General features: G+C 68.2%; 15 protein-coding genes. 5 read left to right on the top strand and 10 right to left on the bottom strand.

Features of this window, described 5'->3' with window-relative positions; translation table 11 throughout:
* Positions 1 to 111 precede the first annotated feature (111 nt).
* Entirely contained in the window at positions 112 to 1,596 is a 1,485-nt protein-coding gene (locus tag MAA8898_RS11485) for a bromoperoxidase (RefSeq protein WP_141194834.1), read from the top strand.
* Here the strand turns inward: MAA8898_RS11485 and MAA8898_RS11480 are convergent.
* The gene (locus MAA8898_RS11480; RefSeq protein ID WP_094021151.1) at positions 1,593 to 2,297 is read right to left on the bottom strand and encodes a DUF1194 domain-containing protein; all 705 of its coding nucleotides are present in this window, start codon (positions 2,295 to 2,297) and stop codon (positions 1,593 to 1,595) included. The two genes, MAA8898_RS11485 and MAA8898_RS11480, sit on opposite strands and share 4 nt — an antisense overlap.
* 121 nt (positions 2,298 to 2,418) lie before the next feature.
* Here MAA8898_RS11480 and MAA8898_RS11475 point away from each other — a divergent pair, with 121 nt between their 5' ends.
* Positions 2,419 to 2,820, top strand: coding sequence for a c-type cytochrome (locus MAA8898_RS11475; RefSeq protein ID WP_094021150.1), 402 nt, complete (start codon positions 2,419 to 2,421; stop codon positions 2,818 to 2,820).
* Between the two features lies 1 nt (position 2,821).
* Here MAA8898_RS11475 and MAA8898_RS11470 read toward each other — a convergent pair whose 3' ends face one another.
* The 3 genes from MAA8898_RS11470 to MAA8898_RS11460 form a co-directional block, all read right to left on the bottom strand.
* Positions 2,822 to 3,520 carry a hypothetical protein gene (locus MAA8898_RS11470; RefSeq protein ID WP_094021149.1) on the bottom strand — a complete coding sequence of 233 codons (699 nt, stop codon included), beginning with the start codon at positions 3,518 to 3,520 and terminating at the stop codon, positions 2,822 to 2,824.
* 98 nt (positions 3,521 to 3,618) lie between these two features.
* On the bottom strand, positions 3,619 to 4,536 hold the full coding sequence (locus MAA8898_RS11465; protein ID WP_094021148.1) for a WcbI family polysaccharide biosynthesis putative acetyltransferase: 918 nt from the start codon (positions 4,534 to 4,536) through the stop codon (positions 3,619 to 3,621).
* On the bottom strand, positions 4,536 to 5,561 hold the full coding sequence (locus MAA8898_RS11460; protein ID WP_094021147.1) for a GSCFA domain-containing protein: 1,026 nt from the start codon (positions 5,559 to 5,561) through the stop codon (positions 4,536 to 4,538). The genes MAA8898_RS11465 and MAA8898_RS11460 overlap by 1 nt, the downstream gene beginning before the upstream one ends.
* Before the next feature lie 276 nt (positions 5,562 to 5,837).
* Here MAA8898_RS11460 and MAA8898_RS11455 point away from each other — a divergent pair, with 276 nt between their 5' ends.
* Entirely contained in the window at positions 5,838 to 6,284 is a 447-nt protein-coding gene (locus tag MAA8898_RS11455; RefSeq protein ID WP_141194833.1) for a helix-turn-helix domain-containing protein, read from the top strand.
* A 19-nt stretch (positions 6,285 to 6,303) separates the two neighbouring features.
* Here MAA8898_RS11455 and MAA8898_RS11450 read toward each other — a convergent pair whose 3' ends face one another.
* The 5 genes from MAA8898_RS11450 to MAA8898_RS11430 form a co-directional block, all read right to left on the bottom strand.
* Positions 6,304 to 7,047, bottom strand: a complete 744-nt coding sequence (locus MAA8898_RS11450) for a hydroxypyruvate isomerase family protein (RefSeq protein WP_094021145.1) — start codon at positions 7,045 to 7,047, stop codon at positions 6,304 to 6,306.
* Positions 7,048 to 7,164: 117 nt separating this feature from the next.
* On the bottom strand, positions 7,165 to 8,151 hold the full coding sequence (locus MAA8898_RS11445) for an MDR family oxidoreductase (RefSeq protein ID WP_094021144.1): 987 nt from the start codon (positions 8,149 to 8,151) through the stop codon (positions 7,165 to 7,167).
* Between the two features lie 11 nt (positions 8,152 to 8,162).
* Positions 8,163 to 9,266 carry a dimethylsulfoniopropionate demethylase gene (locus tag MAA8898_RS11440; protein WP_094021143.1) on the bottom strand — a complete coding sequence of 368 codons (1,104 nt, stop codon included), beginning with the start codon at positions 9,264 to 9,266 and terminating at the stop codon, positions 8,163 to 8,165.
* Between the two features lie 47 nt (positions 9,267 to 9,313).
* A complete protein-coding gene (locus MAA8898_RS11435; protein ID WP_094021142.1) occupies positions 9,314 to 9,943 on the bottom strand; it encodes a DUF1326 domain-containing protein in 630 nt (209 codons plus the stop codon).
* 27 nt (positions 9,944 to 9,970) lie between these two features.
* Positions 9,971 to 10,714: a DUF2182 domain-containing protein gene (locus MAA8898_RS11430; RefSeq protein ID WP_094021141.1), complete on the bottom strand. Its 744-nt coding sequence runs from the start codon at positions 10,712 to 10,714 to the stop codon at positions 9,971 to 9,973.
* 80 nt (positions 10,715 to 10,794) lie between these two features.
* On the opposite strand from MAA8898_RS11430, the gene MAA8898_RS11425 reads away from it, so the two are divergent.
* Positions 10,795 to 11,532 carry a FadR/GntR family transcriptional regulator gene (locus tag MAA8898_RS11425; RefSeq protein WP_094021140.1) on the top strand — a complete coding sequence of 246 codons (738 nt, stop codon included), beginning with the start codon at positions 10,795 to 10,797 and terminating at the stop codon, positions 11,530 to 11,532.
* A gap of 7 nt (positions 11,533 to 11,539) precedes the next feature.
* Here the strand turns inward: MAA8898_RS11425 and MAA8898_RS11420 are convergent, their stop codons facing one another.
* Positions 11,540 to 12,184 carry a TetR/AcrR family transcriptional regulator gene (locus tag MAA8898_RS11420; protein WP_094021139.1) on the bottom strand — a complete coding sequence of 215 codons (645 nt, stop codon included), beginning with the start codon at positions 12,182 to 12,184 and terminating at the stop codon, positions 11,540 to 11,542.
* Between the two features lie 134 nt (positions 12,185 to 12,318).
* On the opposite strand from MAA8898_RS11420, the gene MAA8898_RS11415 reads away from it, so the two are divergent.
* Positions 12,319 to 13,143: an FAD binding domain-containing protein gene (locus tag MAA8898_RS11415; RefSeq protein ID WP_094021138.1), complete on the top strand. Its 825-nt coding sequence runs from the start codon at positions 12,319 to 12,321 to the stop codon at positions 13,141 to 13,143.
* The last annotated feature ends 2 nt before the right edge of the window (positions 13,144 to 13,145 follow it).

The raw sequence follows: 13,145 nt of genomic DNA, 5'->3' as shown, positions 1-13,145 counted from the left end.
ACGCAGGTTTCACGTCCCGTTTGCGCTGCGTTCACGGGAGGCGCGCATGGTCGGATTAACGCTTCGTCAACCACCGGCTGGCGACACACGGCACACCTGGGAGATACGACCATGACAGGCACCCCTTCTGCGAGGATTTTCAACGTGATCGAGGGCAACGGATCCGGGCCGTCTCTGCGTGACCGGATCACCCTGCCGCCCGCGCCGCGCCTGACCCCTGCCGAACTGGCCGCCGACATGGCCGAGCTGTTTGCGCTTGGCCTGTTGCAGGACCAGCGCCCCGAAACGCTGGTGGACCCGCACAGCTGGGTCCGTGTGGACGGGGCGACCCGTTTCACCATGCACGAACTGTTGTGTGAATTGCGAACCCTCAGCTGGTTCGACGGCCGCGCTCCTCGGCCCGGAACCGGCGCCGCCGACTCCTCCCCGGCGGGTCAGGGCGAAGCTGACCATCGCCGGGCGCTGCGGCTCAACGGCGATGGTCAGCTGACCTTGCGCAGCCTGCTGCGCGGGGGCGTGGCACTGCGCAACGGCGGGCCGGTGATCTCGGCCTTCTGGAAGAACGACATCGAGATCTACGCCGGACACGGCCCGGCCGGGGATGCCCCGGCCGAGACGGCCGCCCTGTCGGACTGGCTGGTCTGGTGCGGGCGGCACAGCCGCGCCGGGCTGCAACGGCCCGGAGAGCATCCGCAGGCGCCGCGCCGCGTGACCCTGGGCGCACGGGCCGAGGCGCTGCACCGCACGGCGCCCGCGCGTCCGTTCCACAATGCGGCGCTGGCCGTTCTGGCGCGCGGGGCGGGGATGGATGGCGGATTGCCGGCTGATGGCGCCTGGACCGGTCCGCGCCTGCTGGCCCTGATGGCCGAGGCCGAGTCGCTGTCCCTGCGCTTTGCCCGCCTCCAGACCGTTCGGCCGGACCGGCTGCCGCGCCCTGCCGTGACCGCCGCCCGCATGACCGGCTGGCGGCTGCGCGAGGACCATCGCCCGGCGCCGCAGGGGGCAGACTATGGCGAGGCGATCGAGGAACTGGCCAGCGCCGCGCCCAACCTGCTGACCTGGGTCAGCCGGGCCAACCGCGCGCTGCGCGGCCCGCAGCGCTGCGACGGCGGGCTGTTCCTGCCCTTGGCGGGGCCGTCGCGGCAGCACCTGAACCCCTCTGACCTTGCGGCACACGTCATCGTTGCCGGGGCGCTGGCGACGCTGATCAAGGCGGTGTTCGACACCTCGCGCCAGGCGCAGGTGCGGATGGTGGGGGACCGCGGACCGGCTCTGGCGCTGGAGGATCAGATCGACCGCATGGCCGCCAATATCTCGGTCTTGCGCTGCGTGGCGGGGGGCTATTTCCCGTCGGAGAATGTCCAGGACCTTCGCCTCGGGCAGGCCATCGCCCTGCACCTGTTGCGCGACCGGATGGAGCGCGACAACCGCAGCGCCACGCTGTCGTTCCGTGATTTCGACGGCCAGAGCGTGCAGATCCTGTCCCATCCCCGCCCGCTGGGCCGGGGCCATGCCGGGCTGCGCCGCGATGGTCTGCCCTCCGACTGGCCGCAGGAGGCGGGGCACCCCGCCGCGCACCTGACGGCGGTCAGCTAGCGGGCGGCGCTGGCGACATCCTCGGGGGGCTGCGTGCCCGATATCTCGAGGATCAGCTTGCGCTTGACCGCCTCGGCGAAACTCGCGCGGCTTTCGGCGGTCACGACAAAGGATCCGGGCCCGCCGATGATCTGTTGCTCGTACAGCGCCTCCAGCCCGCCGTGGGCGCGGCCCGGATCGTCCGGGCGCAGGATCGGCAGGGCGTTGATGGTGACGCCCGCCGCCAGCACCTGCGCACGGGCCTCGGCAATCGGCGGGCCGGAAAACGAATTCACGCTGTCGCCGGAAAAGTCGATCACCCGCCGCCAGCCGTCGTGCGCATTGGTGTCCATCAGGCGCAGCGCCTCAAGCAGGGCGGCGCCTATGGCGTTGCGGCCGTAGGCCTGCCGCGGCTTGCCGGTCAGTTCGGCGGCAAAGGCAGCGGCGCTGTCGGGGCCGTCGATCAGCGTCCAGTCCGCGACCACCGCCTGGTTCGCCGCCCACTCGACATAGATCACGGCGATGTTGCCATAGGCCGTCCCCGCGATGGCGGCCAGCACCTCGGCGTCGGTGATCGCCTCGGCGTAGCCCCGGCGCTGAAACTCGATCTCGCGCTGGTCGATGCTGCCCGAGGCATCGGCCAACAGCACCAGTTCAAGGTCGGTGTCCTGCGCCACGGCGGCGCCGGTCCAGAGCAGTCCTGCAAGGATCATCCAGCGCATGGTCAATCTCCGTTTGTCCTTGAAATAGCGCTGCGCCGGATCGCGCCCAGCTTGATACGCGTCATGTTCTGCACCGTCCGGCTGTGCCAGAGTTGCCCAGTGGGAAACCGGAGGTACCATCATGATTGCCCGTCTTGCCTTGTTCTGTCTTCTGGCCGCGCCGGCGCTGGCGCAGGACGCCGACATCGGACGCGCGCATTTCTACACCCATTGCGCCACCTGCCACGGGCTGGAGGGGCGCGGCGACGGTCCCATGGCCGGGGTGCTGACCATCCCGCCGACCAACCTGACCGAACTTGCCGCGCAGAACGGCGGGACCTTTCCGCTGATCCGGGTGGTCAAGCGGATCGACGGGCGTGACCCGCTGGTGGCGCATGGCTCGCCCATGCCGGTCTTTGGCGGTTTTTTCGAAGGCAGTTTCGACGTGCCGATGAAGGCGCCTTCGGGCCAGCCAATCCTGGCCTCGCCGCCGGTGGTCGATCTTGTGACCTACCTGCTGGAGATCCAGCGCACCGACAACTAGGTCAGGACGCGTCGACACGGCAGATCCCTGCCGTCTGCGCGTCCTTCCAGGGCAGGATCACCACGGGCCGGTCGATGGCCGCGTCGATGCGGTCGATCGGCATGTATCTCCCGATCATCTGGCGCAGGCGGTCGGTGCGCGGCGCCTGCGGGTCCAGCAGGCGGCAGCAGACGTATTCCTCGACGATGCTGCCCTGCTGCTCGTAGCCGAAGTCGAGGAAATCGCGCGCCACCTCGGTGTCGAACAGGTAGGGGTCGCGGGTGACCGTGTGTTCGCGCGCTGCCTTGAGCGGCGTGTAACCGGTCAGCTTGCGGTTCTGCCATTGCCAGACGTGGGTCGCCTCGTGAGCGAACAGCATGGCGTCAAAGACGTCGATCCGGTCCGGGTAGCCTTTCAGGAAATCCGGGCGATAGACGTCCTCGCGGAACAGGACCCTGTTGAAGATCGTCGTCGCGGCGGGGGACACGGTGATTGTCCGCGTCTCGGTCACCGGCGGCCAGAGTCGTTCCTGGCAGGTGGTGCGCGGGCGGACCGGGATCTGGTAGGTGACGGCGCCGACGGGATTGCCGTCGACCAGGCGGATCTTTGATGTGTCGAGGTTCTCGCCGTGCAGGGCCATCAGGTACGCCTGCTCGGACGGGCTCAGAAGGCGGCCGCAGGCGGCCAGCAGGAACAGGGCAAGAAGGGCGATCCGGCGCATGTGCCGAGAGTTGCCCGGGACGGGCGGGTTGGCAAGGCCGCATCGTACTGGCCAGGGGCGACTTGGGCGATCCGCGCCGGATGTCCCTGCGCCGTGTGCTAGAGGTCCCGGATGATCCGTGCGTCCGCCGGCGCATCCCCGGCATAGATCGGGATGTTTTCAGCCCCAAGCGCCTGTTCCGCCCGCGCGCGGAAGTCGTCGCAACCGGCAAAGGTGCGAAAGCTGCGGGCCAGCATCTCTTCCAGCTGAAAGGTCACGCCCTTTTCCAGGGCCAGGCTGCTGCGCCAGGCAGAGATCGGGTTGGCGACTTTCAGGTGCTCGGCAATCTCGGGGTAAACGGGCCAGAGGATCCCGCGCTCCAGCGGATCGTCGAATCGCCCCCGCATGTCGTCAAGCTCAGCCTGCGGGAGACCGTCCAGCATGCCACGACTGGCCAGCAGCTGGCGCAGGATGTCGTAGAGGACCACGCCGGAAGGGTGGTTTGGCGTGTACATGAAGTCGCCGGCCTCCCACCATCGTGGAAACAGCCCGTCGACGTCGACGCCATGTGGGCCAAAGACCTGTCGGCAGGTATCAAGGCTGCGGTCGTGTTCCTCGAAATAACCCAGCCGGTCGTAGTGCGGTCCGTCGAACAGGGCGGCAGTCTCTTTCAGGCTCTTGCCCATGCAGAAGGCCGACACCGCGATGCGGGAGTGCAGGATGCCGCCGCCCAGAGGCGACTTGACGCCCGGCAGCCAGAAACAATCCGGCCGCGTGCCCATGTAGACGAACCCCGGAACGGGGATCAGCGTGGCGCCTGGCCGGAAGCGGTCCGGGGCGGTGTCCTCGAAGAAGGCGGGCAGGCCAAGGCAGAGATCGAGTTCGCCAAGGAAGTCGAGAAACGTCTCGTGCCCTTCGGCCAGCCATTGCTGGGCCTGGGTGATGCCCGCCGTCCGCAGATCCCACGCGGGGAAGAAGTGCTTCAGGAAGGCGTGATGCGCGTTTACGTTGCAGTTGGAGACGACGAGAACCTTCATCAGAAACCGATGCTCTTTTCGATTTCGACATCGTCGCAGAACAGGTCGTCTTCTTCCGGACGCAATCGTGATCCGTGCGCGCGTGCGGTCGCCGCCGTCGCCACGTCGAGGTAATCGGCATCAAAGACGCGCATGACCTCCTGCACTGCCTCCGGTGTCACCTCGCGCAGGTTGTCGGGGGAAAAGGCGCTGGTGTCGGTGTAGGGGTTGGCCACCATCTCGTACGACGGGAAGTAGAAGATGTTCGCGATCTCGGCGGCCAGTTCGCTGCTAACGGCCCGCAGGATGGCCTTGCTGTGCATCGTCGCGACTAGGACATGATCCTGCGTGTAGGTCGCAGTCAGCGGCACTGGTGAGACGGTCAGCAGCAGCTTGACCGCCGGGTTTGCCGCGGTCAGGCGGGCGGCAAACTGTTCCATGGCCGCCTTGACCTCGGCAAAGCCGAAGTTGACGAATTCATAGTCTGTCGCGGGCGCGTCGGAATAGATGCCGGGGCAGGCGGGCAGCACGCGGCCGGGGGCGGTGTGCTGCCACGCCTCGGTCAGGCCCAGAGTGAATACAAGGACATCAGCCTCGTGGAACACCGGCCGGATCGCGGCGCAATGGGCCGCGCGCGCGGCGAACACCGCGTCCGGATCGGCAAACCCGTCCGGTTCGATGAAGGGGCGGTGCATGTCCACCCAACGGCCGTCATGCCGCCGGATCGCGCAGCCCTTGTCGACCGCGCCGCTTTCGACCTCTTCAAAGAGCTGGAGCAGCTGGTGCGCGGTGTAGATGTTGCCGTAGCGGCCGGAAAAGACCGGATCGTCCGGCCGCAGGGGTTCTGCCTCCATGAACGAGACCGCCGGGCTGTCCCGCAGGTGCCGCGCGAGGTTCTGCGCAAAACAGCTGCCGGCTGTGGCGACGCGCTGCCCGGGCGCGATGCGAAAGGATTTCTGCACCTGCGGATGGACCCGGTCGCGGCGATCCGAAACGGCCGTCTTCCAGAAATGGGTATGCGACAGGGACTGGTACGGATTTGGCATGGGTAGAGCCTGACCTGGGCAAGATGCACGCGGGTCCCACTCTTGCCTGCACGGGTCAGGATGTAAACCGACCGGCGTTTCCAGGCGTGCCTTGCGCCGCGGATGTCGCGGACAGGCCGGACGCGGCCGGGAAAGGATGGGTCAGGCGGCCTGGCCCCCTGTCAAATCCTGGAAGTGTCGGAGCTGCGTGCTTGCGTGCAGATGGTCGGTCGCTGAAGATGGCCGGACCTTCGGAGGACACATCCAATGCCGAACCGCCAGCCTGCGAACGGGGACTTGATCAAGGACAACTTCGGGTCGATCTGGCCGGTGCACCTGTCCGCCTTCACGCGGCTGCTGACCGCGTTGCGCGCGCATTTCGACGGCGACCTGGACATGCTGCTGATCATGGCCACCATCGGCGAGCGTACGCGGCCGGAACACTGGGCGTCCGGTCTGACGGACGTTGAGAAACTCACCCGCGGGGCCGGCGGGCGGGACCGGCAGTTGCCGATCAATGTGCAGTCGATTGCGGACTATGCCCGCATTCCGCGCGAAACCGTGCGCCGCAAGGTGTCGATCCTTCAGGACAAGGGGCTGGTGCTGCGGGCTGGCGACGGGCGGTTGTCGGTGGCACCCGAGGCGGCCAGCCTGCTGGCCGGCGCCACCAGCGACACGCTGGAGTATCTGCGGGCGATCTGCGGCGCCATGGAGGACGCGGCCAGGCGGTCACGCGCCGGCTGAGCGATCCCGGGTCACACGCTCAGAGGGTGGTCATCCAGCCAAGGCTGCGCTCTGTCGGCCCGCCCGGGCGGTATTCCGCGCCAAGGGGGGGCTGCCAGCCCAGCCGCGCGATTTCGCCGAAGACAAAGGCATAGTTCACCTCGCCATGATCCGGTGCGCCGCGGTCCGGCACGGCGGCGAACTGGACGTGGCCGATCACCGGCAGCAGGTCGGCCAGCCGCGTGGTGATGTCGCCTTCGGTCCGCCCGACATGGTAACAGTCGAACATCAGCTTGAGGTTCGGCAGCGCCAGCGCGTCGATGATCGCCCGCGCCTGGTCGGTGCTGTTGAGGAAGTAGCCCGGCGCATCGTGGCGGTTCAGCGGTTCGATCAGGATGGTGCGCGGGGTCGCGGCGCAGGCATGGCGCAGGTTGGCCTCGAACTGCGCCTGTGCCTCGGGACCGGAGACGGTGCCCGCCATGACATGGATCGCGCCGGCGTCGATGGCGTCGGCGTAGGCGATGGCCTCGACGATGGCGGCGCGGGCGTCGCGCTCGCGCCCCGGCAGCGCGGCAAGGCCGGCCTCACCGGGTTGCCCGCGGCGTGTGTTCAGGCCCAGCATCGGCAGCCCGGTCTCGGCCAGCGCCGCGGCGACCTCTTCGGCCGGGGTGTCGTAGGGCCAGTGGCATTCCACCGCGTCGAACCCGGCGGCCGCCGCCGCGCGGATCGCGTCGGGCAGCGGCAGTTCCGTCCAGAGAAATCCGAGGTTGGCCGAATACTTCATGGGTGCCTCTCCTGCCGCCGGTCCCAGCATGACCGCCGCGCGCCCGCCGTCAACCCCGCGCGGACCTGGGAGACCCCGGGCAGGCGTGTTCCGCCCGGGGCCTATCCTGTCTACCCGTCAGGCGCGGATGTCGACGACGACGCGCCCCTTGACCTGGCCCTTGAGGATCTCCTTGCCCAGCCGGGGCAGGTCGGCCAGCGTGGCGGGCTGCACCATGGTTTCCAGCCGGTCCATCGGCAGGTCGCGGGCGATGCGCTGCCAGGCCCGGACGCGTTTGTCATAGGGCTGCATGACGCTGTCGATGCCCAACAGGTTTACGCCGCGCAGGATGAAGGGGGTGATCAGCGCCCCCTCGATCGCCGCCCCGCCAGCCAGGCCGATGGCGGCGACGCTGGCGCCGTATTTCATCTGCTTCAGCACGCGGCCCAGCGTCGCCCCGGCCACCGCATCGACGCAGCCGCCCCACTGTTCGGCCTCCAGCGGTTTCTTCGTGACCTCGGTCAGGTCCTCGCGGGCGACGATCTGCGTCGCGCCGAGACCCTTCAGGTAGTCCGCCTGGTCCGGCCGGCCGGTGACGGCGGCGACCTCGTGGCCCAGGCTGGCCAGCAGCGCCACCGCGACCGAGCCGACCCCGCCGGCCGCCCCGGTGACCAGCACCGGGCCGTCCTTGATGCCGTGATCCTCCAGCGCCATCACCGCCAGCATCGCGGTCAGACCAGCGGTGCCCACGGCCATGGCCTGCCGGGTGGTCAGGCCCTCGGGCAGCGGCACCAGCATGTCCGCCTTGACCCGCGCCTTTTCGGCGTAACCGCCCCAGCGGTTCTCACCCACGCGCCAGCCGGTCAGCACCACCTTGTCGCCGGGTTTGTAGCGGTCGTCCGAGGAGCTTTCGACCGTGCCGGCAAAGTCGATGCCGGGCACATGCGGGTAGGTGCGGACCAGCCCGCCGCCCGGGCCGATGCAGAGCCCGTCCTTGTAGTTGACGGTCGAATACTCGACGGCGACGGTAACCTCGCCCTCGGGCAGCTGGTCTTCGCTGACCTCGGTGACAGAGGCCGAGGTCTTGCCCTCGGCGTCCTTCTCGACAAGCAGTGCCTTGAACATCGGTATTTCCCCTAGATCCAGAATTTCTCTCGTACGAAGGCCGGGCGCGGGCCGTCGGGCGCCTCGACCGTCAGCTCGGTGCCGTCGTCCCAATGGGTCATGCGCACCATGCCGATGGCGACGTTGGTGTCGTAGTCCGGCGAGAACGCGGCCGAGGACACGCGGCCCACGGTCTTGTCCCCGGCCCTTAGCGGCCACCAGCGGTCACAGCCCGGCACCGGGGCGCCGGGAATGTCGATGGCGCGGATCTGCTTGACCGGGCCTTCCTTGGCGACCCGCAACAGCGCATCGCGGCCGATGCAGCCGATGGCGGTCTGCGTGTTGCAGAACTTGCCCAGCCCGCATTCGTGCGGGGTGTTGTCGTCGGTCATGTCGTTGCCGTAGGACAGCAGCCCGCCCTCGATCCGCTCGATCAGGTTGGGGCAGCCCGCGCGCACGTCCATGTCGCGGCCCGCCTCCATCAGCGCGTTCCACAGCGGCATTCCGATGTCGCCGCCCTCGACGTAGATCTCGAACCCGCCCTGCTTGGAATACCCCGAGCGCGCGATCACCATGTCGCGGCCCTGGAAGCTCATCACCGCAAAGCGGAAGAAACGGATCTTGCCCACCTGGTCGCCAAAGACGGCGGCCATCAGGTCATCGGCGCGCGGCCCCTGCACCGCCAGCGGCGACACGTCCGGTTCGTCGATCAGCACGTCCAGACGGTAGCCGTAGGCCAGCCCCTTGACCCAGTAGAGCAGGTCACTGTCGGCGATCGAGATCCACCAGCGGTCTTCGGCCAGCTTGACGGCGACCGGGTCGTTCAGCATGCCGCCGGTCTCGTCCACGATGGGGACATAGAAACACTGCCCGGGCAGCATCCCGCGCATGTCGCGCGGCGTCAGCAGCTGCATCAGGCGGCTGGCGTCGGGTCCGCGCAGTTCGACCTGGCGTTCGCAGGCCACGTCCCAGACCTGCACCGCCTGCTTGAGGTGGTGGTAATCCTCCTGCACCGAGCGGAACACCGTCGGCAGCAGCATGTGGTTGTAGACGGTGTAGGCCTTGACGCCGGCGGCCTCGACGCCTTCGGAAAAGGGCGTGCGGCGCAGCCTGCGCGAGGGAGAGATCAGTGCCATCGGGTGTTGCTCCAGGTCCTCGACACGGTTGCTGTTCAGGGGGGCGCTCAGCGCGGTCCGTGCCAGTCGATCTGGCAGATCTCGGCCGAGCGGCCGTCGAAATCCCAGACCCGGCCAAAGGCGCGCACCTTGCCCTTGGTCGCGGTGCCCACGACGACGTCGGGGCCCATCCAGTAGTCGGTGTTCTTGATCGTGGTCTCGCGGCCCTTGGCGTCCTTGACCGGGATCACCTCGCCCTGGATCTTGCGGCCCACGGTCAGGCGGCGGGTGTCGCCGTCGTTCTCGTAGGTGACAGGGGCGGATTCGGCGCCGAGGAACTCGCTGACCAGCACGCCGAACAGCCCGGTGGTGCCGCGCGCCGCGCCGCTGAAGATGTCGACCAGCGCCTTGTGCGCGGCCTCGCTGGCACGGTCGTCGACAAAGACCGCCGCCTTCCAGTTGCCGCGCCCCATCATGCCGGGGATCTCGATCAGCAGGCCGATGTTCAGCCCCGACAGATCCACGTCGCCAAAGCTGCCCTCGTCGATGCGCACGCCGCCCCAGGTCTGGCAATAGCCTTCGGTCGGCGGGTGCTTGCCCAGCGACACGACGCAGGGGCAGAACACGGTGCAGTTGCAGTTGAGGATCAACTCGCCCTTGATCCTCCAGTCGGGAATGGTGGTCGCGTCCAGGGCCATCGGTGTCTCCTATGGGTTCGGAAGGTGTCAGATAAGGGGGAGCGCGAGGCCGGCGGCAATCAGCGCCACGCCCAGCGGATTTGTCACGTAGCGCCCGAGGTCGGGCAGTTTTTCCAGCGTCATCAGCAGCATCGCCAGCCCCATGAACACCAGGTTCATGGTCCCGCCGACAAAGCCCAGCAGCATCAGCGCCCAGCAGCAGCCGACGCAGTCCAGCCCCATGCGCAACCCGTTGCGGAACGGGCCTTCGTCCCAGTGCTGCATGAAGAAGGTCAGCGGCGCGCGGCAGCGCGACAGGCAGGCGGCCTTGATTGCGCTGAACTGGTAGACCCCTGCGCCGATCAGCAGGGCGGCGGTCAGCGGCACCGACAGGCTTTGCCCCAGCGCGCCGATCAGGCCAAGACGGAACAGCCCCACCTGCATGAGCGCCGCCAGCAGAGAAAAGCCCAGCCAGGCGGCCAGGTAGCCGCCCACCAGCCTGCCGAAGTTGGTGCTGGTCGCATGTGAGAGATCATCGTAGGTGGCCAGCGCGGGCAGGGCCGTCGGCGCCATCATCGCGGCACTCATCAGCGCCCACATGGCAAAGGCCCCGGCGAACCCCTGCGCCCCCAGCGCGCCGCTGCACAGGAAGTCGACGAAGGCCGCGCCATAGGTCGATTCGAGCGCACGCAGGTCCGACGGCACCGACATCGCGAACAGCAGGCCCCAGCACACCAGCAGCACGGCGAAAAAGGCCAGCCAGTGTGTACCGCGAAGGGATCTGATACGCATTGCGAACACGGCGACTCTCCTCTTCCCGAACGCCGATTGGTCCTTGCCATCAAAATGCCTGACATTTAAATGTAAGACAAATGAAAAGAGACAAAGAAAATCAGCAGCCTGATCTGCCGGCCCAGATCGCCAAGGCGATCCGAGACGCCATCCTGGCGGGCGACCTGACGGCGGATGACCGGTTGCCCTCCGAATCGGACCTGGCCGAGACCTTTGCCGTGTCGCGCCCGACCGTGCGCGAGGCGTTGAAACGCCTGGCCGCGCAGTCGCTGATCCGGACCGAGCGGGGGGCCTTTGGCGGGGCATTTGTACGGCGACTGTCCTACGCCGAGGCACAGGGCCAGCACGCGACCACCTCGACCCTGCTGCTGACCATCAACGAGGTTGCCTTCGACGTCGCCTGCGAGGCGCGGTATGCGCTGGAAAAGTCCTGCACCGTTCTGGCGGCGCAGCGGCGCAGCGCCGACGACCTCGCCGCGATGCGGGCCGAGATCCACCGACAGGGCCAGCCTGCGCTCAGCGACGAGGCGTTTTGCGCCTCCGACGTGGCGCTGCACCGGGCGCTGGTGGACGCGGCGGGCAACCCGATCCTGTCCTACCATCTGGCCGGGGCGGTCGAGGCGATGCAGCCCCTGATGAACATGATCACATTCGGCTTGCGCGCACGCGGGCACATCGTCGGGCTGCACACCCGGCTGGCTGACGCCATGGAGGCGCGCGACGCCTCGGCGGCGGACGTGGTGCTGACCGAGTTGGAGCGCTACACGCAGGACCTGGGCGCGCGCTTCATCGCCGCGCGCCGAACGTCGCAGGACTGAACCGCGCTCAGTCCCCGGCCTCGATGCCGAAGAACTCCAGGTACTGGTCGATCGCCCGTGCGATCGCCTGGTCCGGATCCTCGGGGGCGGGCATCCGGTAGATGTGCTGGCGGATGCCGATGTAGACGATCCCGCCGTGCAGGGTCCAGACGTCCTCCATCACCGGGCGCCGGTCACCCCGGGCCAGCGCCTCGGTCTCGGTCAGCAACGGGCGCAGGATCACGTCGCCGAGGTGTTCGAGGTAGCGGTGGTTCAGCGCCGCCCCGGCAAGGCCCGAGAACATGAAGATGCGCATCCACTCGCGTTCGAAGATCAGCGCGCTGTATTGGCGGTAAAAGGCCAGCAGCCGGTCGCGCAGCGGCACGTCGCGGTCGGTCAGCCGTTCGGGCCAGTCCGGCGACAGGCGTCCGATGTAGACCTTTTCGTAGACCGCCTCGATCAGCTCGTCCTTGGTGGCGAAGTAGTTGAACAGCAGGGACTGGGTGACGCCCAGCCGCTTGGCCAGGTCGCGCGTCTTGCCGTCCAGCCCCACCTCGGCAAAGAAACGCACCGCCTCGTCGACGATCTGCTGCCGCCGTTCCTTGGGCGGCAGGCGCCTGCGGGTGGCGCCGTCTTCACCGGGCGTTCCCGAATTGTCCGTCTGTCCGTCCATTGCGCGCCTCCGGTGGATTGCCTGCCCGAAAAAATTTTGTCTTGCAACGACTCGCGTTTTATAGATCATCTGCTCAACACAATTGATCAAGCGATGAATAAGCGCGACGGTCAAGGAAAAATGGGGGGGGAGCCATGAAGGCATCGGCGGGTGGATATGCCCGGGCGACGGACCTGCGTCACGCGCTGGACCTGTTGGCCGGCGCGCAGGGGCAGGGGCGTGTCCTGGCCGGCGGGCAAAGCCTGATCGCGGCGATGAACATGCGCCTGTCGACCGGCGACCTGCTGGTCGACATCTCGCGCCTGACTGAACTGGCGGGCGTCTGCGAGGACGACACGCACCTGCGGATCGGCGCGCTGACGCGGCACGCGCAGATCGGGACCGATGCACTGGTCCGGACCCATGCGCCGCTGCTGGCGCAGGCGGTCGACCACATCGCCCACGCGGCGATCCGCAATCGTGGGACCATCGGCGGGGCGCTGGCCCATGCCGACCCGGCGGCCGAGTTTCCCGCCTGTGCGCTGGCGCTGGGCGCCGAGATCCACGTCGAAGGGCCGGAGGGCGCGCGGGTAATCCCGGTCGAGGACTTTTTCCAGGAGGTGTTCACCACCGCGCTGGAGGAAGGCGAGATCCTCACCGGCCTGTCGGTGCCCAAGGCCGAAGCCGGCGAGGTGCAGGTGATCGAGGAGGTCGCGCGGCGGTCGGGCGATTATGCGTTGGCCGGGCTTTGCCTGGTGAAGCGGGCGGCCGGGCATCGCGTGTCGCTGTTCTCGGTCGGTCCCGTGCCGGTGCTGGCGCGCGGCGCCATGGCGGCGCTGGACGCGGGCGACCTGGACGGCGCGGTGGCGGCCTTGCAGGCCGAGATCGACCCGCCGTCCGACACGCAGGCCACCGCCGCCTACCGGCGGCACCTGGCCGGGGTTCTGTTGCGGCGCGCCGTGGCGCGCACGGGGGAGTGACG

It is taken from the genome of Antarctobacter aquimaris (assembly GCF_900184945.1).
In the GTDB taxonomy this organism is placed as follows: Bacteria; Pseudomonadota; Alphaproteobacteria; order Rhodobacterales; family Rhodobacteraceae; genus Maliponia; species Maliponia aquimaris.
Note: the sequence above shows the minus strand (reverse complement) of the source record. Positions and strands in the feature narration are given on the sequence as shown.

Bases quoted from the DNA above. Each gene is read 5' to 3' on its own strand.
- MAA8898_RS11485 (WP_141194834.1), top strand. From the start codon at position 112: ATGACAGGCACCCCTTCTGCGAGGATTTTCAACGTGATCGAGGGCAAC.
- MAA8898_RS11480 (WP_094021151.1), bottom strand. From the start codon at position 2,297: ATGCGCTGGATGATCCTTGCAGGACTGCTCTGGACCGGCGCCGCCGTG.
- MAA8898_RS11475 (WP_094021150.1), top strand. From the start codon at position 2,419: ATGATTGCCCGTCTTGCCTTGTTCTGTCTTCTGGCCGCGCCGGCGCTG.
- MAA8898_RS11470 (WP_094021149.1), bottom strand. From the start codon at position 3,520: ATGCGCCGGATCGCCCTTCTTGCCCTGTTCCTGCTGGCCGCCTGCGGC.
- MAA8898_RS11465 (WP_094021148.1), bottom strand. From the start codon at position 4,536: ATGAAGGTTCTCGTCGTCTCCAACTGCAACGTAAACGCGCATCACGCC.
- MAA8898_RS11460 (WP_094021147.1), bottom strand. From the start codon at position 5,561: ATGCCAAATCCGTACCAGTCCCTGTCGCATACCCATTTCTGGAAGACG.
- MAA8898_RS11450 (WP_094021145.1), bottom strand. From the start codon at position 7,047: ATGAAGTATTCGGCCAACCTCGGATTTCTCTGGACGGAACTGCCGCTG.
- MAA8898_RS11445 (WP_094021144.1), bottom strand. From the start codon at position 8,151: ATGTTCAAGGCACTGCTTGTCGAGAAGGACGCCGAGGGCAAGACCTCG.
- MAA8898_RS11440 (WP_094021143.1), bottom strand. From the start codon at position 9,266: ATGGCACTGATCTCTCCCTCGCGCAGGCTGCGCCGCACGCCCTTTTCC.
- MAA8898_RS11435 (WP_094021142.1), bottom strand. From the start codon at position 9,943: ATGGCCCTGGACGCGACCACCATTCCCGACTGGAGGATCAAGGGCGAG.
- MAA8898_RS11430 (WP_094021141.1), bottom strand. From the start codon at position 10,714: ATGCGTATCAGATCCCTTCGCGGTACACACTGGCTGGCCTTTTTCGCC.
- MAA8898_RS11425 (WP_094021140.1), top strand. From the start codon at position 10,795: ATGAAAAGAGACAAAGAAAATCAGCAGCCTGATCTGCCGGCCCAGATC.
- MAA8898_RS11420 (WP_094021139.1), bottom strand. From the start codon at position 12,184: ATGGACGGACAGACGGACAATTCGGGAACGCCCGGTGAAGACGGCGCC.
- MAA8898_RS11415 (WP_094021138.1), top strand. From the start codon at position 12,319: ATGAAGGCATCGGCGGGTGGATATGCCCGGGCGACGGACCTGCGTCAC.